Source organism: Candidatus Roseilinea sp. NK_OTU-006 (genome assembly GCF_012931985.1).
In the GTDB taxonomy this organism is placed as follows: Bacteria; Chloroflexota; Anaerolineae; order J036; family Brachytrichaceae; genus JAAFGM01.
The window spans coordinates 154612-177056 of the sequence record NZ_JAAFGM010000004.1; the positions used below are offsets into that span (position 1 = coordinate 154612).

Annotated in this window: 4 protein-coding genes; 1 reads left to right on the forward strand and 3 read right to left on the reverse strand. The window is 68.0% G+C overall.

Going from position 1 to position 22445, the window contains the following annotated elements; translation table 11 throughout:
- The 3 genes from GXH28_RS04270 to GXH28_RS04280 form a co-directional block, all read right to left on the reverse strand.
- Entirely contained in the window at nucleotides 1-19014 is a 19014-nt protein-coding gene (locus tag GXH28_RS04270) for a PKD domain-containing protein (protein ID WP_169237771.1), read from the reverse strand.
- A gap of 215 nt (nucleotides 19015-19229) precedes the next feature.
- A complete protein-coding gene (locus GXH28_RS04275; protein WP_169237772.1) occupies nucleotides 19230-19928 on the reverse strand; it encodes a hypothetical protein in 699 nt (232 codons plus the stop codon).
- Nucleotides 19912-20832, reverse strand: a complete 921-nt coding sequence (locus GXH28_RS04280) for a hypothetical protein (protein WP_169237773.1) — start codon at nucleotides 20830-20832, stop codon at nucleotides 19912-19914. The genes GXH28_RS04275 and GXH28_RS04280 overlap by 17 nt, the downstream gene beginning before the upstream one ends.
- A gap of 211 nt (nucleotides 20833-21043) precedes the next feature.
- Here GXH28_RS04280 and GXH28_RS04285 point away from each other — a divergent pair, with 211 nt between their 5' ends.
- A complete protein-coding gene (locus GXH28_RS04285) occupies nucleotides 21044-22342 on the forward strand; it encodes an AfsR/SARP family transcriptional regulator (protein ID WP_169237774.1) in 1299 nt (432 codons plus the stop codon).
- Nucleotides 22343-22445: the final 103 nt, after the last annotated feature.

The window sequence follows — 22445 nt, forward strand, 5'->3', positions numbered from 1 at the left end:
TCATTCCGCCCTCCGCGCCAACGGCAGATACAGGCGATAGGTGCCGGGGATCAGCACGCGCACCACAATCGGCGGGTCGTCCAACAGCGCCTGCGCCCCGGCCTCACCCTGCGCCGTCTCAGCCGCAACGGTCACAGCCGACATCGTCAGCGCACCCAGCGCCGGGTCGGGCCGGCCGATGTGCACGAAGAACCACTCATCCGGCTCAGGCAAGCCGTCGTCCAGGATTGGCACGCTGATGATCTTCTGCGTCTCGCCCGGCGCAAAGACCAGCACGCCGGCGGTGTAAGCGTAGTCGCTGCCGGCCTGCGCCGTGCCATCCACCGTGGCGTAGGTCAGGCCCACCGCCATGGGCAGCGGCATAGCCAGCGCGACGGTGATCATCGCGCTGCCCTCCGCCTCCACGCCGGCAACTTGCAGCGGGTTCACCTGCGCCGGCGGCATCGTGATCGTCACCGGCAGCGTCAGGCTGATCTGCCCGTTGGCGTTCCACGCCCGCACCGTGACCAGATACACCCCCGGCGCGTCGTAGGCGTGGGTCTGGTTCTGCCCTTGCAACTGCACGCCGTCGCCGAAGTCCCAGGCAAAAGTCAGGCCGCTGCCGCCGGCGGTAGTAGCCGTGAACTGAACGGCCTGTCCAACCGGGGCCGGCGCCAGCGCGCCGGCGCTCAGCCCAATCGGCGGGGCATCGGTGATCACCAGCGCGACGCTGGCGACCTGCGCGCCAAGCAGGTTGAACGCGGTGACGATGGCGGTGTAGGTCCCAATCGCGCCGTAGGCGTGGTTGACCGACGAACCATAGGCCAGATTGCCGTCGCCCAGATCCCAGGTAAAGCTGACCGGCCATCCCGCATCCAGCGCAGCAGCCAGGAATGTCGGCTGGCCGAGGAAGGTCGGCCCGCTGGCCGTGGCGCTCAGGCCGGCGATGGGTTGCTGCACCACCACGCCGGTGGTCGCCGTTTGCTGGTTGAGCAAGTTGGTGGCGGTGACGGTGACGGTATAGCTGCCGGGCAGCGCATACACATGGGCAACCGTCGTGCCGGTCAGCGTGGCGGTCACCCCATCGCCAAAGTCCCAGACGTAGGTGATCAGGTTGCCGCCGGACTGGCTGGCGGTGAACCAGGTCGGCGCGCCCAGCGCCGTCGGGCTGCTGCTGGCGGCAGCCAACCCGACGATGGGCACCACCGCGCTGACCACAATCTGCCGGGTCAGCGTCAGGTAATGCACGCCCAGGCCAAACGGATAGTCGAGGTCATTTTCGATCACCGCCGTGGCGGTGTAGAGGCCGGGCGCGCTGAAGACCCACGTCTTCTGATCCAGCCGATGGTTCGGCCAACCGCCGTAGGCGTCAACGATGCCATCACTGTCGAAGTCGTAGGAGAAGTTGAGCGGGTAGCCGCCGCTGGTGGTGAGCGTGAAGGGCGTGGGCACGCCGACGGCGGTGTAGGCCGGCGCGTCGAAGGCAAAGCTCAGGCCGGTCTCGGTGATGCTTTGCCGCACGCGTACGAACGTGGTGCGCGGGCCGATCTGGCCGGCGCGGTTAAAGGCCGTGACGGTGATCGGGTCCACCTCGCCGCCCACGCTGTAGGTGTGCGAGAACACCGCATAGCGCCACACTGCCCCGCCGCCGTCCACCATGAACAGGTCGGCCGGCCGAGTGACCACCGCGCCGTCGGCCCAGTTCACGGCCACTTGCGCGTTGCTGGCGGTGCCGGTGAGATAAACGTGCATGGTGAAAGGCTGGCCGGCCAGCGCCTCGCCGTAGCCGTCCATGGTGGCCTCGAACCACAGGGAGAACATGTCGCGCCAGGCCGGCGTCCCCTCTTGCAGCGTGATCGGCAAACTGGCAACGACCGCGCCGGCGCTGTTCGAGGCGGTCACCACGGCGGTGAAGACCGTGAGCGCGTAGGCCGGGCTGAACGGCACGTTGTACACATGAGCCGCCGTCGGGCCATAGGCCAGATTGCCATCGCCCAGGCTCCAAGTGAAGCTCACGTTTGTGCCGCTGCTGATCGTCGCCGTCAGGTGCACCAGGCCGTCCGGCCCCGGCGGCTGTGGCGCATTCGAGGCGAGCGCCAAGCCCAGGATGGCGCGGTCGCGCACTTGCGCCGTCGCCGCGGCCTGGTTGTTGGCCGGCAAGTCGTCGCGCGCGCTGGTGGCAACTAAGACGGTGTGCGTGACCACAGCGCCAATGGGCAGAGGATCGCTCAAGACGGCCAGCACGGTAATCTGGCGGCCGGCGCCGGGCGCCAGCGTCCCAAGCGTGGCGCTGATGCCATTGGCGCTCAGCGCGCACGAACCGTATTGCGCCTCGCACATCGTCAGGCTGATGGCGGCGTGCGCGGTGCTGGTCACCTGCACCCCGCTGGCGTTCAGCGGGCCGAGGTTAGTCACCAGGATGGTGTAGGTCAGCAGGTCGCCCGCGATCAGCCCGTCGGCGGTCGTCACGGCATGGGCAACGGCTAGGTCGGCCACCGGCTGGACCACCGTCACCGTCGGCGATTGGGCAAAAGCCAGGCCGGCCCATGCGCCATAGGCGCTGGCCGTGAGCACGAAGCTGAAGTTGGCGATGTCGGGCGCGAAGACGGCGAACACCTGCGCGCCGCCGGCCCCCACGCCCAGCGTGTGGCAGACGAACGACATGCCACTGGCCGTCTCCAGCGTGCGCGTGATGGCGCACCGCTCCGGCCAGTAGCCAACGTTCTCCCAAACCGCGACCGGGCTGAGGTTGAGCGGAACCGGGATGGTGATGCGCCGCAAGACCACGTCCGGCCCGTCGCGCGTGATGTTGATGGTGAAGGTGATGAGTTGATCGGCCGGCAGCGGGTTGTCGGAAGGCGTGACGGAGAGATGCAGCGTGGAGGGATAGGTGATCTGCACCGGCGCAGTGATGCTGTTGTTAGCCGGCGCGGGGTCAGGCGTCGGGAACGTAGACAGCGAAGCCACGCTGGCCGTCACCACCCCCGCGCCCGGCGGGTCGGCGTTAAAGCTCAGCGTCGCGGTCAACATGCGCGACTCGCCAGGGGCCAGCGCGATTGCCATCTGGCACACCAGCGCGCTGATGTTGCTACAGGCGTAGCTGTCGGGCAGGGTGTAGAAGGCGTTCAGCGCGTCGCTCGCCGTCAGCCAGAAGTGCGGCTGCACCAGCGTAGAGGGGCCGGCGTTGGTCACCCACACGGTGTAGGTCAGGCTGCCCAGGTGCACCACTTCGGTCGCCGCCGGCGTCAGGGTGAGCTGGTAATCGGCCTGCGTCTGCACAGCGTTGGCCTGGGCGAGCTGGTTATCGGCCGGGTTCAGGTCGTGCAGCGGGCTGGAGAGGGTGATGGCGCGCTGGATGAACTCATCGGGCGTGAACTGCTCCAGGTCGTGTTGCACGGCCGTCACCAGGGTGAGCGTGTGCGGCTCGCCGGGGGCGAGGGCGGCGTAGGTGATCACCGCTGTTGCGCCGCTCACGGCGCACAGGCCGCCGCCCGTGGCGCTGCACGATGTGATCGGCGGGGCCGGGTTGCTGTGGAACACCGCAAGCGTCGCCGTGGTGGTGATGACGACATCGGGCGCGGTTTGCTGGCCGTCGTTGCGCACCACAACGGTGTAGGTCATCGGCAGGCCGGCGGTTGGGGTAAGCGGCGCGGCGCTGAACGACACCACGCGCAGGTCGGTGTTGCCGACGATGCTCACGTCGGTCTGCGCCGCGTTATTGGCCGGCGCGGATTCAATCGCCAACGGCCCCGGCCAGGCGCGGGCCGACACGCGCACCAGCTCGCCATGCGTCAGTCCAAGCGGCACCGATGCCGTGAACACCACCCGCAGCCGCGCCGTGTTGATCCAGTTGGTGTCCATATCCACCGTCGCCGTCAGCCCGCCGGCGTCTGCCACGCAGGTCGCGCCGGCAACCGGCGCATCGTCGCTCTGCCGGCGCACCTGGCAGCCGGTGAAGGGCAAGGGGGCGCTATCCAACAAGCGCAGCGCCGCCGCCGTGATCACCACGCCGGGCGCGTCGGCCAGGGCGGCTGCGTTGGTCACCAGGACGTGGCCGGCCAGCGCCAGGCCGGCCACCGGCAGGTTGGTCGGCGCGACCACCCCGGCCTGCACATCCACCGACGGCGTGATGCGGGTCGTGGCCTGGGCGACGTAGCCGGCCGGGAGCTGCGCGTTGCTGGCGCGCACGCGCGCCGTGCTGGTGATCGTCTGCGCCGGATACCAGCCCAGCGTCAGCGCGGTCACGGTGATCCGCTGCGCAGCGCCGATGGCCATGCTGGGCAAGGTGCAGGTGAGCAGGCGCGGGTGCGACGTGTCGCAGCTCATGCCCCACCAGTCCGCCGAAGCGCGGTCGGTGTCGCTCAGCATGTGCGTCAGCGTCACCGGCCCGGCAGCCTCGATGCCGGTGTGGGTGAAAACAATCGTGTAGGTGAGCGTGTCGCCACTGACGGCGCTGGCCGGCCCGTCCATCTGCACGTCAAACGCCGACCAGCCGATCACACTCAACGGGGCGGTGGTGGTCACCGCACTGCCGCCGTCGGCGCGCGCATAAGCCGTGTTCACCACCGTCTGCGAGCTTACCGGCGCAGTGAAGATCACGGTCACATCGGCGGCGCTACCCGGCATCAGCGGCGGGCGGCGCAGGGCGTTCAGAATCACGCCCAACCGCGTTGCGTCGGGCTGGCCGTAGAACGGCAAGGCCAGGTAGAAGGCTCGTTTGGCCGGGTGCCACACACCGACCGAATGTCGGGGCGCGCCGGACTCAAACCAACGCACCACCGTCTGCGCCGCGCTGGTGGGCGTCAACACATCAGCGTTGCTCATCCCACTGACGCTCATCACGCCGAAGCCGACGAACGACCCCACGCCGACGGCCTGATCATTCATAGAGGGCAGCCCGTCAATCGCCAGCGCGTCCACGCCCAGCGTCTCGGTCATGAAGCGGGTCAGCCCACCGCGCGCGTTGGCATAGCCCTGGCTGTCCAGCAACAGGCTGCCGCCGTTGGCCAGGTATTGCATCAGGTGCGCTTCGTCGTTGGCGCTGGGGCCGATGCCGGTCGGATGGCCGGCCTGCACCTGCGACACCCAAATCACCAAGTCGTAGGCCGACATGAACGCCGCGCTGGGGCCATCGTTTGTGCCCGTGACCACCATGCGATCCCACGCCACATTCAGCGCGTTCAGCGCGTTTTCGTAGAAGAGCGTGAAGTTGCCGACGTCGTCGTTGACCAACAACACACGGCGCGGCAGGCCGGTGAGGGCGCACTGCACCACCCCGCCGGCAGCCAGACAGCGCCGCGCCTGACCGTTGATGAGCGCCTCGGCGTCCGCAAAGGCGTGGCCAGACGGCACGGGGTCGGTGAGCACCAACCCATGCGCTGCGGAAGGCCCGTCGTTGATCAGCGTGATGGCGTAGGGGATCGGCTGGTTAACCAGTCCGCCGCCCAACGCCTGCTTCGACACGCGCAGGTTGGCCTGCGCGGTGACCGTCAGCGTCAACGGTGCGGCCAGGTTGTCGCCCGGCGCGGTGTCGTTCACCGTGGTGGTCACCCCGGCGCGGGCGATCAGCAGCGTGCCGCTCACCAGCGCCGGATGGGGCATCAGCGGCAGATGCATGGTCAAGGAATCGCCGGCAGCCAGCGTCGGCACGCTGAGGGTGATGGCCAATTGCCCATCGTCCCACGCGCCGCCGGCGACATCCATCGCCGCGCCCGGCGCGCCGAGGATCTGCGCTGCACCCGGCGCGAGCGCCATGCCCTGCGGCTGCATGCCCGGCCAGCCGGCGAACTGCCAGCCGCTCAACGTGACGGTGATGAGCATGTCTGCCGGCTGTGGGCCGCTGTTGGCCGCCACCAGGGTCAGGGTGGCGCCCAAGCCGGCGGTGATCACGGCGGCCGGCGCGGAGAGGGCAACCAGGGACGGGTTGGCGTTGCCCGAAGCCACAAATTGCGCCGCGGCGCTGCGCAGCGCCGACTGGTCACTCTGCCGCCAGAAGGTCAGCGCCTTCTGACCGCCGCCGGTCGCCGTCACGGTCACCACCACGCCGGCGCTGTTGCCCACGTTCAGCGTGGCCGCCGTGCAGGTGATCACGCCGCCGGAGTCGGCGCAGCTCAGTCCGTCGCCGGCGTAGCTCACCAGCGCCGCACCGGCCGGCAGGGCGGCCGTCAAGGCCACGCCGGTCGCAGCGACCGGGCCGGCGTTGGTGATGCGAGCGGTGACGTTGAGGTCGTTGCCCACCTGCACGCTTGGCGCGGCAGCTTGGGCCAGCCCTTGCAGCGCCGTCGAGACCAGGACGGTGTAGTTCACATTGGCGCCGGCCAGGGCAGCGTTGGAGGCCTGAGCCTGCGCGATGTTCGTCTGCGCGCCGACGGCGTTGGGCGCGCCCGCCACGGTCAACGTGGCGCTCTGGCCGCCGGCCAGGCTATAGGCCGGCGGGGCGAGCGTCTGCACCGCCTGCGTGAGCAACGCGGCCAGCACATTCGGCTGATTGACCGACAGGCCCACCACCGGCGCGAAGCCCAGCATCAGCGTGCGGGCGGTGTACACCGCCGCCGGGTGGTTGCCGGTGTCCAGATAGGTCAGGCCGACCGTGCCGCCGGACAAGGCCGGCACGTAGCTGGGCTGGTAGTCGGTAGCATTTGCCGGGGCAAAGATGCCGGCAAAGGCGTTGGCGCCGGTGAAGCCGCGCTGGAAAGCAAGATCGTAGGTCATCTTGACCTGGAAGCCGGCTGGATCCACCCGCAACGTCTCGGAGAGCAACGCCGCCGCCCAGGGGCGCAGCGTGGACGGATAGGCCGGATCGGCGAAGGCGCTGGCCCACGACGTGCCCAAGATCAGGCGTCCGCCGCCTGCCACGAAGGCGGCCAGATGGCGCGCGTCGCGCGCGTTCGGCCCTTGATGGGTCGGGTCGGCCTTGGTCCAGCTATCCCACAGCACCAGGTCGTGATTCAACATCTCGGCGGCCGTTGGGCCGTCGGCAGCGCCGTAGGCCTCGAACACGCTCACCTGCCAGCCGTTGGCCGCCGCGATCTCGTTCAGGCGCAAGCGACGCCAGTAGCTGCTGCTGGATTCGTTGTCGTCCACGTAGAGCAGGCGCAGCGGCCGGCGCACCGCGCAGCTCAGCGTCGCGCCCAGCGCGCAATTGGCGTTCATGGCGGGCTGAGCGGCCAGGCTGTAGGTCAGCACAGCATAGCCGGCGGGCAGCGCATCGGTCAGCACCAGGTCGCGCAGCAGCGCCCCGCCGGTGTTGGTGACGCGCACGGTGAAGGTGAGCGGGTCGCCGGCGAAGAGCGTCGCCGCCGAGGCGGACTCTGTCTGCGCGGACTTGTGGATCGCCAGCGCGCTTTGCGCCGTGGTGGTGTGGACGACCTGGGCGCCGAGCGTGGAATGCGCCGGCCGGTTCACACCTGTGTTGGTTACCTGGCCGGCGAGCGCGATGGCTACGCCATCGTTCAGGCCGGCCGGGACAAGCGCGCTCAGCGTGAGGGTGTGCTGCGCGCCGCGCGCCAGCGTCGGCCAGGCCACGCGCACATCCAACCCGTCGAAAGCGCAGCTCGCGCCGCCGGTGACCTGGCAGAGCGGCGCAGCGAGCAAGACCGGCCAGGCTACCGTCAAGGTGGTGGGCTGGGTAGCCGTCAGGCCGCCGCTGTTGCGCAGGGTCACCTGCCAGGTGAGCGGCAAGCCGGGGGTAATCGGCGCGCCGGCCGGCAGGACGAGGCCATCGGCATCTACCCGTTGCGCGCCCAGCTGCAGGCGCACGGTGTCCAGCGTGTACACGAACGTGTGCATCAGCGACGCGCTGCGGTTATCGGCGCGATCCCAGGCTTCCACGGTGAGGGTATAGACGCCATACGCGCCGGCCGGCAGGGTCGGGGTAAGCACCCACTGCCCGCCGGCGACCGTGGCGGTGTAGGCGGTGATGACGCCGGCGCTGTTCATCAGCCAGCCGCGCACCACGCGCAGCGCGCCGTCGCTCACCAGGCCGGTGATCACCGCCTGGTGCACCGGCGCCGTCCCGAAATCCACGTCGAACACCGGGCTGAGCGCCTCGGTGACGGTGATGATGGGCGGCACGGTGTCCACCCAGGCCGTGCGGGTGAGCACGGCGCTGCGGTTGCCGACCGCGTCGAGGCCGTACAGCTCCAGCACCTGCGAGACGGCGTCGCCCTCGCGCAGGAAGGCCAGCTCGGTGTCCAAAGCCAGGGCGGTGGCAAATTCCGTCGCCTCCAGCGCGCGCGTCTGTTCGGGCAAACAGGCCGCTTGTTCGGGCAAGCGGGCGCAGGCCACGATGCGCCGCGCCTCGCGTTCGTCGTTCAGGACGCCGCGCAGCGGGATGACGCCCCGCCCGGCCTCGGTGCGACCGTGGTTGCCGAAGTAACCGCTGCTCAGCAGGCTCTCGGTCTGCGCGTCCAGGGTCAGCGCTGGGGCGACGTGATCCACCTGGCGGCTGCCGATAACCGTCCAGCCGCTTTGGTTGCCCCAGATGTCGGCAGCGCGCACGCGCACGGTGACGGTGCCGCTCATGCCGTTCAAGTTGACGATGCACGACCAGCTCACGCCGCCGTTGCCGGCCGGCTGGGGGCAGGTCTGCGCCACCGGCGCGCCCACGCCGGGTTGCACTTCCACCGTCACCGCGGCCAGCGGCGAGAGGTCGAACGCCGCGCCGCTGAAGGTGTTGGTGAGCGGATTGACCCAGCTCAGCGGTGACGAGGCGCTCAGGCTGACCGGCGCGGTGATGTCAATCAGATAGCGCAGGGCGAACCAGTCGTAGGCCCGGCGCGGCGCGTCGCGCAGCGCCACGTCAAACTGGGCGACGCCGCTGTTGCCGGTCAGGCCGGTGAGGGTGAGCACGCTGCCTGCGCCGGGGGCGACGGCGGGCGGGGTCAGCGTCTGGGCATTGCCGCCGCTCAGGGCAAGCGCGCCGCCAGAGACCACGTTGAAGCTCAGGCCATCGGTCGCGGCGCTGCCGGCGTTGGTAACGCTGAGGGTAAACGTCACGGCGCGGTTGGGGCCGATGGTGGGCAGCGCCGCGCCGGGCGGCTGCGGCAGGTCGGCGAGGGCCGGCGGCAGGTCGGCCAGCCAAGCTCGCGCGCCGACGGTGACCGCCGCGCCGTCCGGCGTGGTAGTCGCCGCCTGCACGGCGACGCGCGCATCCGAGGCGACAAAGCGGCCCGCGTTGGGGCGCACACCGCTGGCTGCGGCGTTCCAGCGCAGATAGGCAGTGGGCGTGGCCAGCGCCGCGCCCCACAGATCGCCTTCGGGCGAGGGGTTGGGCATCCAGGCCATCACGCGGCCGTTTTCGGCCAGGGCCACTGCCAACAGGCCGAACGGTGTGCTGGCCGGCGCCAAGACGCCCAGCGCCGTCCATAGCAGGCGCAGGTCGGTGCGCGGGACGTCGCCGGGGATGAAGGCGAACTCGGCGCTGTTCAGCTCGCGTTGCGCCTGCCAGGCGCTGCCGCTCCAGGCGTAAAGGGTGGCCGTCTGGGGCGAGACAACGCGCACGGCGTAATCTGGGCGCATGGGCAGGCTGGCCGGCTGATCGGGGCCGAGCGGCTGTTCGGGCATGGCGACGCGGTTGAGCGGGTCGCGCGTTGCGCCGCCGGCCTGGGTGTCGAAGAAGAGCCACAGGTCGCCGTCGCTGGCCCAGTTGCCGCCGGTGTAGGCCAGGCGCAAAGCCAGGGCATCCCAGGTAACGTAGAACGCCTGCGGGCATTGTGTGGCCGTGACCACATCGCCGCAGCGGGCGCGCGGGTGCGCCCCCACCTGCGTGGCCCCTGACTCCAGCCAATGGCTGAAGCCCAGCGTGGTCACGTCGGGCGTGGTGGGGGCGTCCACGATGATCGGGCCGAGCGTCTGCCGGCTGCCGTTGCCGTGCGCGTCGCGGGCGGAGAGATGGGCAAACCAGGTCTGCGCTTCGCCGGTGGCGCGGTCGAGCCGGCGCGGCTGATTCGGCAGCAGCACGGTGGAGGGCGCAAAGGATGCCGATTGCGTCCAGCCGGCTACGTAATCCTGCAAGCCGGCCGGATCGCTCGCCTCCGTCCAGACGAGCGCCAGGGTGGGCGTGCTGTTGCGAATGGCCAGGCCGGTGGTGATGGGGAACAGCATCGTGCCGCTGACGAGCAACAGGCTGGGCGTCACCAGGGCCGGCGGGACGATGTCCACGGTGAGCGGTGCGGCAAGGGCTGTGGTGCGATTGGCGGCGTCCAACGTGACCGCGTTGACGGTGATGCCGGCGGGGTTATAGGCGTTTGGCGCCTGGACGAGATAGCGCCAGGCATGGCGGCGCGCGCCGTTGGGCAACACATCCACGCCGTCGTCTATGCTCGCCAAGCCGGACTCGCTCAGGCCGCCGGGGCCGCCGACGGTGACGGTGAGCGCGCGCAGGTCGGCGAACGCCGTCACCAGCCCGCCGACGAAGAACATGCCCTCGCCGGGCGAGGCGCTGCCGGTGATGAGCGGCCCGCTCAGCGCCAGGTGCGGCGCGGTGATCGCCACGGTCAGCGAGATGGGCGCGGTCTGGGTCTGCACGCGGCCATAGACATCCTCGATCACCGAAGCCAGCACGTGCCGGCCAGGGATGGGCGTCCAGGTGGTCGTCCAGACCGGGTTGGTTTGGTTGAGGATGGGGCTGACCAGGGCCGGCGCGCCGTTGACGGTGACGGTGATGCGGCGCACCGGCTCGCTGGCGTTGGCCGCCACGCCGATCGGCACAGGGGCCAGGCTATCGCGGGTGGCGCCGTTGGTGGGCGTGACCACCGCCGATTCAAGCACCAGCGGCGGGCGCACGCGTATGCTGACCGTGCCGGTGACGAGGCCGCCGCGATGGTCATCCACTTGGTAATCCAGCCGGTCGTAGCCAGAGAAGCCGGCGTCGGGCGCGTACGCCAACGCCGGCGCTGTGATCACGCGGCCGGCCGGCCAGCCGCTCAGCGCGCCGCGCCCGAAGGGGGTGAGGATGCGCAGGCTCAGCGGGTTGCGGTCGGCGTCGGTCACATCTAGGGTAAAGGTGATCGGCGTGTTGATGTCGGTGAACAGCGCTTGGGAATTGGCCGCCGGCCGGTGGTTCACGTCCAGGGCGAAGGTCTGCAAGCCGTCGAAAGGCGAATTCACATTAGCCGTCTCGGTGACCACATCTTCGAGCGAGAGGAACAGCGTGTTGCTGATGTTGATGCGCTTGATGTTGAGCGTCTGCCAATCCACAAAGTACAGCTTCAGCGTTGGGCTGTAATGGGTGGGGTTATCCACATACAATCTGAACCAGCTTGAGGAACCGCTTCGCAACGGCTGAGTCGGCGCGAAGAGCGTGGTGACGGTGTAGAAGTTCGGCGCGCCGAGGGTCGAGCCGTCGTTGACGGCGCTGAAGTTGCCCGGATAAGACGCGGCATACAGCCGTCCGCCGTTGCCCCACCAGAAAATCTGGCGCGAGACGGGATCAACAGCAACGCCGAGCTGCGTCCAGAAGGGCGGGCGGTCGAACCCGTGAATGCGGTTGTCGAAGTAGCTGAACGACGAAGGGCGCGGGTCGCCGATGTAGCCCTGGAACGTGCCATCCGGCAACAAGAAGCGCAGGCGGGCGCTCTCCGGCGTGCTGTCGGTGAAGAAGTAACGATCGAATTCGCCATCGCGGGCAAACAGGCGCTGATTCTGCCAGTCATAGGCCAGCGCCCAGCCCAGCCGATGCGGCAGGGTGACGGTGACGTACTGGCCGGTCCAGGTGTTCAGCCGGCCCAGCACATTGGTGTAATCAATGCGATAGAGCCACCCGCTGAGCGGATCGAAGGCCATGTCTTGCGCCTGCACGCCGGGCGGCAGGGTGAACGTGGCGCTCACCGCGTTCGTGTTCAGGTCAATGACATCCACGCGCAGCGCGTCGTCGTAGTGCACCACCAGCAAGCGCCCGTTGGCCGAATCGGGGAACATCCAGCCCACGCTGCGATTCCAGTGTGGCCAGGCCACTTGCGTCTGGCCGCTGGCCAGGTCTTTGCGATAGAGCGTGTTGTAGGTGCTGTAATACAGGCTGCGGTTATTGGGCGCGCCGGGCGGGATGGCATAGGTGTCGGCGCAATGGCCATGCACATCACAAGCGCGGATGCGCGGCGGCTCGACCACGTGGCCGGGGCGCTCGCAGCGTTGCACGATCTCGTAGAGCCGGCTGCTGTCGTTGATCCATTCGCGCCACCAAGCCGTGTCGTAGGTAAACAGCTCCTCTGGCTTCGGGTCGCCGCACGGGCCGATGAAGCCGTCTTGCACCAGGTTGAAGTCGGTGGCGCGCACGGTGTAGATGGTGCGCGACGCTGCGCCGATGCCGACGTAGTTCACGTCCACGCCGACGCGCGGCGGGGTGGTGTCAATCTCACCGCGCCAGAAGTTGACGTAGCGGCCGGTGTTGCTCAGCATGTCGCGCCCGGCCAGGTCGAGCTGGTATAGCCCTTCGAGTTGATCGGGCAGCGTGTAATGCCAGGTGGTGGTGAGCACGCCGCTGCCGGATGCACCCAGCACGACCGGCTGCGGCAGGGCGCGCGCCAGGGTGACGTTGAAACGCGCCTGCGCCGCGCCGCTGCCGTCGGCGTACACCACGCGCAGCGTGTGCAGGCCGCTGGTCATCGTCAACACAGTGGCAGCCTGAACTGTGCCGCCGGTCGCGCTGAGCACCGGCAGGTCGTTTACGAACAGGCGGATGGCGCCGGCGGCGTCGCTCTCGCGCTCTAGGGTGAAGGTGTACACGCCGTCCACGCGGAAGAGCGCCTGGCGTAACCAGTCCACCGAGAAGCCATCGGCCAGCACGCCCGGCGCCGGGCCGGCCGGCCAGGCAAAATCAATGTTGGCCGCCAACCCTTCGTAGTCCGGCGCGCCGATGGCCTGAGTGTTGTTGCGATACCAGGCGCGCCACATGCCGGGGGCGACGCCCTGATCGCCCGGCATGAGCGTGAGCGTGGCCGTGTGCACGCCGCTGTTCAGGCCGGCCGGCGCATTCTCGAAGACGAAGCCGCTGAGCGCGCGCGTGGTGGTGATGGTCAGGTTGGGCAGGGCTTGGGTGACCACGCCGTCGTAGGTCAGGTTTTGTTGGGGCGTGACCGAGCTGAAGGCCGGCGCGCGATTATCCAGCCGCAGGCGGAAGGCGACGTAGTTGGCCGGCGCAGTGAGGTTGCCGGCGAAGTCGCCGCCGCGCAGATACACGGTGTATGTGCCGGTGGGGTCGGTGATGACGTTGCCGTCCACGTCGAACAGCGGCAGGACGTAGGTCAGCACCCAACCGGTGGTGGTGACCTCGGCGCGCTGCCAGGTGGCGGTGTAAGGGGTGGGCAAGCCGCTCACCGCCGGCGCGGCCACCACCAGCGCCTCGACGAAGCTGGCCCCGCTGCCGGGGTGGCCGCTGACCAGGTTGGGGTCGCTGGCCGCGCCGTTCAAGCGGACGCCCCAGTTGCCGTCGGGCAGCGCCACGGCGGCGCGCAAGGCATCGTCCGGCACGCTGCTGACGACGGCGGGCGGATTGGCATCGGCCAGGAAACTCAGCACATGGGGGGCAGGTTGCAGGTTACCCACCGCATCCACAGCGCGGGCGCTGAAGGTGTGCGGGCCTTCGGTCAGCGGCACCGCCAACGCATACGACCAGAACGCCGTGTGGGTGGCCGTCTGCCACGCGCCGCTGTTCAGCCGCACCTCCACTCGCTGCACGTAGGAGGTGGGGTCCACTGCCTCGCCGCCGACCACCACCGTGCTGCCGGCGGCCATGTACGCGCCGTTGCTGAAGCTGGTGGTCTGGGCGTTGGGCGGGTCGTTGTCCACGCGCAGGGCGGCCACATAGCGCGGGCTGATGTTCACGCCGCTGCCGGGCGCGCCGGCGTACAGCTCTGCCGCAGCCGATGCCGTGATCGGCGCCGGCTGCGACGCCACGGCGAACGGCACGGTGACGATGCCGGTCACGTCGAAACTTGCCCCGCGCCACAGGCCGGGGAAATTGCGCACCATGGGCGGCGCCGCCCCATAGAGCGGGGCGCGGGTGACGGTCAAGACGCCGCGCGCGTTGAGCGGGTTCACCTGGGGCGTGTCGTTCAGCACGGTGACGGTGAACGGCATCACCTGACCCGGGGCCAGGAAGCCATCGGCATCGGCAAAGTTAAAGCTCACAGCCAACGGGTTGGCGTTGGGCACGTTGGGATGGAAGGGGAAGCCGATCGGATCACAGGCGTTGAGCGTCTTCTCGTCGCGGTCGCTCAGGCTGTCGCCGTCGGTATCGTAAGCGCGCGGGTCAGAGACGACGCGGATGGTGCGGCGCGCGCCGCCGGGCAGCCGGCAGCCATTGGTGTCCAGGGCCGGCGGCGCGCCAACGTAGCCATAGGCCATGTCCCAGCCGTTCACTTCCTCAGCGTCGGTCAAGCCGTCGCCGTCGGTGTCGGCGCTAGACGGATGGGTGCCATAGCGCAGCTCCAGCGCATCGCTCAGGCCATCGCCGTCGGCGTCGGACTGGATCGGGCGGAAATAGCGACCTTGATTACCCAGCGCCAACTCTTTGGGGTCGGGGACGCCGTCGCCGTCGGTATCGCTGAGCAAGTCGTTGGGGTCGTTGCCGCCGCAGAAGGGGCTGCGCAAGCCATCGCCGTCCCGATCACACGAGATGTTGCGCGTGATGGCGGGATTGATGCGCGCGGTAAACGCCGGCGACCACTCCCAGCCGGCAAATTGATCGAGCGCGTTGGGCAACACGTCGAGGAAGAAGCCGAGGTTCTGGCCGCTCTGTTTGCCCTTAACTTCGTTGAGCTTGCAAAAGTTGAGCAGCCAGCATTCGACCGCCGGCAGGGCAAAGCTGTAGTTCAGGCGCACCGGTATGCTGACGTTGACGCCGGGCTGCAACACAATCTCCGGCGCCTGGGCGGTCTGCTGATTGACGTAGTGGGTGGAGTATGGCCCACCCAGTTGCATGGCCCAGGCGTTGCGCATGGCGTTCACGCTCACCTCCGGCGGGTCGGCGTTCAGCGTATAGCGCACAGCGGTGCGGCGCCTGGCGTCGTCGCCCCCTGGGCCGCGCGTCTTGGCGTGATACGAAGAGACAGATTGATGGTTGATCTCATACATCGTCGCCTCGTCAATGTAGGTAGACACGTCCAGGCTGAGCGTCAGGCGATTGCCGGCGATGAAGCCGCGTTCAGGGTCGCTCAGGCGCACATTGAGCTTGCCGGCTTCCACCGCCCTGAGGCGCACCACCGGCGCGCCGCCGTAAATGAACGCCGCCGCGACCTGCACGACGATGCCGGTGATGGACCAGCAGGTGTTGGGCACCCTGGCCGTGCACAGGATGTTCAAAATGGCATCTATGCTGGCCAACACGCCGAGCAGCACCGCGCCGGCCACCGTCACGCTCAGCGCGAAGGTGAGGAAGGCAATGTAAATCTCCACCACCAAGCGGGCGAAGGCTGCGTTCAGGTCCAGGCTGCCGAAGGCAGCGCCATTGGCCCACTGAAAGATGAATGTGCCCACCGCCATGCCCACCTGCACGATGAGCGCCAACACCGCCGTGACGAGCGTGGCGCGGAAGACGGCCAGCCCACCTCCAAAGGTGGCCGAGGCCGCCGCCGAGAGCGCGGCCAGCTTGGTTGCGCCGGCTGCCACGGCGGCCTGGAATTGCGCCACGAAGAACTGCGCGATGCTAATCAGCGGCTTGACGAGCGAAAAGAAAATGGTCATCGCGCCGATCACCACGGCCAGCCCAATTTGAAAACCGTAGTCCGGCGTAGTGAGATACAGCACCAGCAGCGTGATGGCCACGGCGGCGCCCACCACCGCCCCGGCTGCGCCCAAGGCGATCAGCTTCCACTTGGCAGCTTTGAAAAATTCCTTTAGGCCGGCCAGCAGGCCAAACTTGGTGACGTTCGAGGCAAGCTGCCCGCCCACCAGCGGCAGCTCCTTCAGCACCCCGCCCAGTTTGCCCAACCAGCCGGGTTGAAAGGCATACGCGCTCTCAGTCAGGCCGTAATACAGCAGATTGATCACGAAGTTGGCGCCCTTCACCGCTGCGTTGGCGCTTTGCAACGTCACGCGCTGCCAGAGCTTCAGATCAGACGATTGCTTTTCGAGCTTGAACGTCTTGGTTTGCGACTGCACCACGCGCTCGACGCCCTGGGCAATGCCCAGCACATAGGCTTGTAACAAGCCCAGCTCGCCGAAAGCGGTGTTCTCGTCGGTAGGGTGGCGCGCCAGCATCAGGCCGCGATAGCGCCGGTCCACCTCGAAGGTGACGAAATCGGCCAGGTCGTAGCTCTTCCATTCCGCGCCGTTGTAGCGGTAGGGCGCCCAGCTCAGCGCCGCCGTGGTGTCCACGCCGGCGCCGGCCAGGTCGAAGCGTCCCTGGTTGCCCTGGAAGCGCACAGCGGGATGGTTCAGCAAGACGCCGCCGCGATCTAGGCCCAGGTTGACGCTGCGCTCTTCGCGCGCAAACATCAGCGTCGGCGTGATGCGGCTGGCCGGCGACCAATAGGGCTGGAAGACGCCGGTGAGCAGGTCCTTGCTGATGGTCTGGGCCAGGGTGGCCTGCATCGCTTCGGATGTGGCAAAGCTGAAGGCGCTGACGCGCACGGTGTTGCTGAGCGCCCAGCGTTGTGTGATGGGCACGCCGGCGTTCAGGGTATGGTCAAAGCGCGCGGTCAGGTTATCCACGCGCAGATCGCGTTGGCCATCGCCGACGCATCGGCCTTGCGCATCTTCGGCGTCGCAATCGCGGCCGGCCACGAACGTCTCGTCCAGCAACAGCGAGAGCTTCAACAGCGTGTCGTCGCTGTCGCGTTCATCGTCCACGGCAGGATCCTCATACAGCACGGCCAGCGCCGCGCCGTGATCCTCGTACACGTTCAGGCCGGTGAGCGTCCAGTCGTCGTAGTAGGTGTGTAGGATGGTGAGCTGGTTGAACTGACTCTCTTCCGGCCGATCCACCAATGCCTGCACCATCCAAGCCAGGCGCACGTTTTGGGGCGTCCAGCTCGCACTGCTGCGAAAGGGGACGCGCGCGGTGAAGGCGTAGCGTTGCTCGGTCAATCGGTCGTTGACCAGCGAGACGGGCGCATACAGCAGCGAGCGGCCATCGGGCAAATCGCGGCGGCTGATGCTGTAGGCGTTCAGCTCGGCCTGCGAAAGCAAGGTGTTGTCGGCGCGCGAGACCTCGATCTCCAACACGGGCAGCAGGCGCACATCGCCGTTGGCGCTGCGCGGATCGGCCTCGCCCAGCGCCGATGCGAATGTCGCGCCGTCCACGTCCTGAATCTGGCCCTTGTCGTCGCGCGGCCAGTCGTACACGTTGAAGGCGTACCACAGGCGGGCGGGGTTGGTCGGGCGAAGCTGGAACTGAACGTAGGTCATCCTGCCCGGCGTCAGGCCGGCCAGAGTTAATTCGAGCGGCAGGGCTTGGTTGAAGAAGAGTTGGTCGGCTTCGTTGCCGCGTCGGCGGGTGACCGGTGAGAGGTCGTAGCGATCGGGCACACTGTCGTTGTCATCGTCGTCGTCGGCAATGTCGGGCACGCTGTCGCCGTCGGTATCGGGGCAGTTGAACGGCGCAGAGGTGCACTCCAAGCTGTCGGAGCGGCCATCGTTGTTGCTGTCGCCGTCGAGGGGATTAAGGCGATAGCGCGTCATGCCGACGGTCCAGCCATTGGCTTCATCGGCGTCGCTCAGGCCGTCGCCGTCCGAGTCAGGCAGGAGCGGGTCGCTGCCGAGCAAGTTTTCCACCGCGTCGCTCAGGCCGTCGCCGTCGGTATCTGGATCGGATTGCACGGCGGCAATGCCGAGGCCGACCGGGGCCTGCGGAAGCGGGTCCAGGTCCACCGCCGGGCTGCCGGCGCGCATGGCGGCGTATTGCCGAGCCAGCGCCGGCCCGTCTGGCAACGGCGCAGCCTGGGCAGGGGGCGCCGCGGGGGCGTCGTTGCGCAGGATGAGCGGGCGCGTGAGCGGGCGCGCGCCAAGCGTCTGGCGCAAAAAGTCGCGTTGGGCCTGGGCTTCGCGCTCGCGGGCTTGCTGACCGGCGCGCTGGGCGCGCTGGGTCTCGTTGGCGCGGGCGGTCTGGGCTGCTTGCAGGGCCGGCGTGACGGCCATCACCACGACCAGGCCGGCCAGCAGCGCGCGCCGCATACCACGCCGGCGGGTCAGCAGGAGGGCCGCGCCGGCGGTGAGCGTGATCGCAACCAGCGCCAACGCCAGCGCCGGGGCTTGGGCGCGCAAGCCGGCTGCTTGGGTCGCCAGCCAGCGCTCCGGGCGCGGTGCGGTTATCCAGGCCGGCAGGTCATCGTAGGCAAACTGAATCGTGCCCTGGGCCTCGGTGCGGTTGCCGCCGTCGGGGGCAAAACGCACGCTCAGGCGCTGGCGCAGCGGCAGGCCGTGCGCGTTCAGCCAGATCACACCTTCGCCGCGCATATCGGCATAGCGCGAGGCCAGCGTCAGTTGGGCGCCGGCGGGCAGCGCGCCGGCGCGCAGCGCGCGCCGAGCGGCGGCTTGTTGCACCAGCGCTGCAAACGCTTCGCCGTCAATCTCGAACTGAAAGGCGTTCGGCTCGTCCGGCAGCGGGCGCACGTTGCGCGCAGCGGCTAACGGCGAAAGCCAGTCGTTGCCGGGGGCCAGCTCCAGGCTGAAGTCCTCCAGCGTCTGCCACTCGCCCTCGCCGCGCCGGGCGCGCGCGTAAGTGGGCGTAACTTCCAACTCGGTGGCGTTATGCATCTGCCCCGGCGCTGCCAGGGCCGCTTGAGCCTCATCTAGAATGCGCACGGTGAAGGATTGGGCAGCGGGACGCGCTTCGCCCTCCAGATAGGCGCGCTGCTGGCGGCCGGCCTGTCCGACGGTGCGCGGATCGGCCTGCGGGAGGGTGTGCTGCTGGATGTCGGCGGTGAAGCGATAGGCCGGCAGCGCACGGGCCAGTTCCCAGGCCTCGCGCAGGCGCTGCGCCGGCGCCGGGTCGGCCAAGACCGCGGCCTGATCCAGCAAGCCGAGGGCGATCAGTCCTGCCAGGGCAATCAGGGCTGCCCGAAGATACCTTTTACGAGCAATAAAACCAACAAACATCCTGCGTGCTCCTCCACCGGTTACACATTTCACGTTTTCGTCTGTCCGGTCAAGGTACCTCGGCGGCGCTACAGAAACGTCACAACCTGCGGGGAGCCGGCCGTCTGAGGATGAACAAGCCGGCCGGCGCGGCGCGTCCATGGGGAAACAGCAACGAAGCCGGCTGTTCGGCCGGCTTCGCCCTGCTGGATGCACGCGCCGCGCCCCTGTCTGCGCTACTGCGCGTCATTTACAGTGTATTCCTCATCAATCTGATCGTCGCCGTCCAGGTCCACGCCGAAGTAGAGGCCGTCCGGCTTGTTGTCCTGCCAGTCGGCGAAATCAATGAACACCTGTGAGCCGGCCTTCAGCGTGATGTCCTCGGCATAGAATTCTTCATCGGTTTCGTCTGTCACACGGTTCATAACGAAATTGAACGTCCCATCGCCGGTCAAAGCCTCGGCCAGAACAGCGAGGTTACCGCTCTTGCTGTCCAGCCCAATGCCGATCACGCCGCCATCCTGCATATCGGCGCCCTGAACCTCGAAGTAGTAATCGGCTTTTTGCGCTTTGCCCTGATTTTCGAGCGCGACTACAAGATAGGGCGACTGCGAGGAATCGGTCTGGTAGATCAGAATTTCGTCGCGGGGATAGAAATTCACCGCGTCGGCGCGGCCGGGTTGCAGATCAACTTGCTCGATGCCGATGGCGAAGCCGGGCGCGAAGAAGAACAGGTCGGTGGTGGTTGGCTCGGCCAGGTGCCGGCCATCCAGGGTGACGGTGATGTTGGAAGAAGCCGGCACGAGATAGCGCGGTTCTGGGGCGTTGATATTCACCCCCATGCGCCAGGGCAACACCTGCGCGCCGGGAATTTCGTTGACGATGCGGCCATCCACGTAGCCCAGCCGGCGGCCAGCGTCATCGGTGATGAGCAAGCGCCCTTCGCCATCGAGGAAAATCTCGACGGTCTGCTGGGCTGGCGCAGCCAGTTTGGCCCCCTTCGGACTCGACCTGCGGATTGATAGACGCCTCGTACACCCAGCTATTTTGATTCACGTCAATCAGCAGCTCGCGCTCCTGGCCGGGGTAGTTGTTGTCATACACCTGCACGATGAATAACCCATTGCCGGCGTCTTTCACGGCAAAGGGGGTGATGGCGTGACCACCGCTCATGTCCGGCTTGTAAATGCCGATGGTGTAGCTCTCACGCGAGAAGTCAGCTTGCTTGAGAACGGCCAGGGTATCCGTCGGCGCACCTTTGATCACCTGGCCAACCACCGAGGGCACCGATTGCGTCGTCCACCAGTAGGCGATTTCACGTTGCAGCGGCTCGTTGTTCTCAATGCTCAAATCGCTGGCGCGCGCGCCGCCAAAAGAGGCCGGGTCAACCTGGCCGTTGAACATCAGCAGGCTGAGGGTTGCCATGCCTTCGCAATGGCCGCCGCTCATGGCGTCGTTGACCTGATCCATCCATTGTTTGGCCACTGGCGAAAGCACGCACGCTGCGCCGCTGCCGCGCGCGCACACCGCGTCGCCGAACAAGCGTTGCATCTCGACCGGCGTCATGTTGGTGACCGGGATGTCGTTGCCATAGTTGGGAAACGAAAAGCCGTGCTCGGCCGGGCGAAAGCCGGTGTCGTTCACCACAGCGCCGGGGCGCGCGGCTTGTTCTGTCGTGGCAGGCGCATCGGCCTGCTGCGACTGCGCCTTGACCGCCCCCTCGGTTGGCGCCGGCTGGGCAACCATTTCGGTTGCCACAGCAGTCTCTGATGCCGGAGGCTCCGCCTGCGGAGCACCGCAGCCGGCCAGCAACAACGACACGCCTAAAAGCGCCGCCATCCATCGTCTGAAGTGTGATCGCCGAGCCATATGTATCACCATCTCCTCCATTGATTTTCTCTTGTCATGCGGCCAGGGCGCAGTAACCGCGCATAGCCGGCAACAGGCTTTTCTGACCACTCTCGATATAGTCCCTGTGCGCAACAAGCGCGTGACAAACGCGGTCGTATACGCCTCGTCCGTCCAACGCGCCAAAAGCGTAGGACGCAGGATGAGCAGATGGCGAGTTCAATTGTTGGGCGGATTCGGCCTATGGCGCGATGAGACCGTGCTGGCGCACCGCTTCGAGACCGATAGTGCGCGCGCCCTGTTCGCCTGGTTGTGTCTGAACGCCGGCAAGCCGGCCCGCCGCGATACGCTGGCCGCTCTGCTCTGGCCAGACAAACGGCAAGCAGCCGCCCTGAGCGCCCTCCGCACGGCACTCGCGCGCATCCGGCGCGCGCTGGGCGACGCCGACGATGTCGTGCAGGCCGACACCAGTTCTGTGACCCTGACGCTCCCCGACGACTGGGACATGGACACCGCGCATTTTGAGCAGGCCATCACGCGCGCCCGGTCTCATAGACACCGGCGGGCAACCGGCTGCCCGCAGTGTCTAGCAGATCTGCGCCAGGCGATCGGGGTGTATGAGGGCGAGCTGCTGGCCGGCCTGACCGTGGAAAGCGACCTGTTCCTGGACTGGCTTACCCGGCAGCGCGAACATTTTCATCGCGCCGCGCTCGACGCGCTGGACACGCTGGCCGAGCGCGCAGCGCTGGAGGGGGACTGGGCGACCGTCGCGCGGCACAGCGAAAGACAACTCGGCCTGGAGGCCTGGCACGAGCCGGCGCACCGCCGCAGGATGCAGGCGCTGGCCCGGCAGGGTCAGCGCGCGGCGGCGCTGGCACACTATCAGGCCTGCGAACAGATTCTGCGCCGCGAGTTCGGCATCGCGCCCGAGCCGGACACACAGCGGCTGGCCGAGGCCATCCGCGCCGGCCAGTGGCCCGGCGCGCCGGAGTCTCCCGCGCCGGCGCAGAATCACGCCGAGTCGCTCGACCGGCTGCCATTTGTGGGCCGCGAGCGGGACGCGCGCGCCCTGACAGACCTGCTCAACCGGCCGGAGGCGCGCCTGGTCAGCGTCATCGGCGAGGGCGGCATTGGCAAAACCCGGCTGGCGATCCGCGCCGCGCAGGACATGCGCTTTGCCTTCGAGGACGGCGCGCGCTTCATTTTCCTGCACCCCGAAGACCGGCCGGCCGACGCGCCGGAAACAGCCCGCGCGCGCGCAGCGTCGCACCTGGCGTGGCACATCGCCGACGCCTGCCAGATCACGCTGAGCGATCGCCGCCCGCCGGAAACCGAGGTGATCGCCGCGCTGAAATCGCGTCATTACCTGCTGGTGTTCGACAGCTTCGAGCACGCCCTGGAAGCAGGCGCGTTCCTGAACGAACTGCTGGAAGCCGCGCCCGGCTGCGCCGCGCTGGTTGCCTCGCGGCAGCGGCGAGATGGGCAAGACTCCTTCGCCTGAAGACTACTCGGCTGGCTCGCGGCGCGTACCCTGAAGCGGCGCAGCCGCTGTCCGCTGCAAACGGTGTTGGGTGCCTTGAAGGAACAGGTAAGAACAAGATACT

What these genes read in the sequence shown, in the direction of transcription:
- GXH28_RS04270 (WP_169237771.1), bottom strand. Translation starts at nt 19,014, where the DNA reads ATGTTTGTTGGTTTTATTGCTCGTAAAAGGTATCTTCGGGCAGCCCTG.
- GXH28_RS04280 (WP_169237773.1), bottom strand. Translation starts at nt 20,832, where the DNA reads ATGGCGGCGCTTTTAGGCGTGTCGTTGTTGCTGGCCGGCTGCGGTGCT.
- GXH28_RS04285 (WP_169237774.1), top strand. Translation starts at nt 21,044, where the DNA reads ATGAGCAGATGGCGAGTTCAATTGTTGGGCGGATTCGGCCTATGGCGC.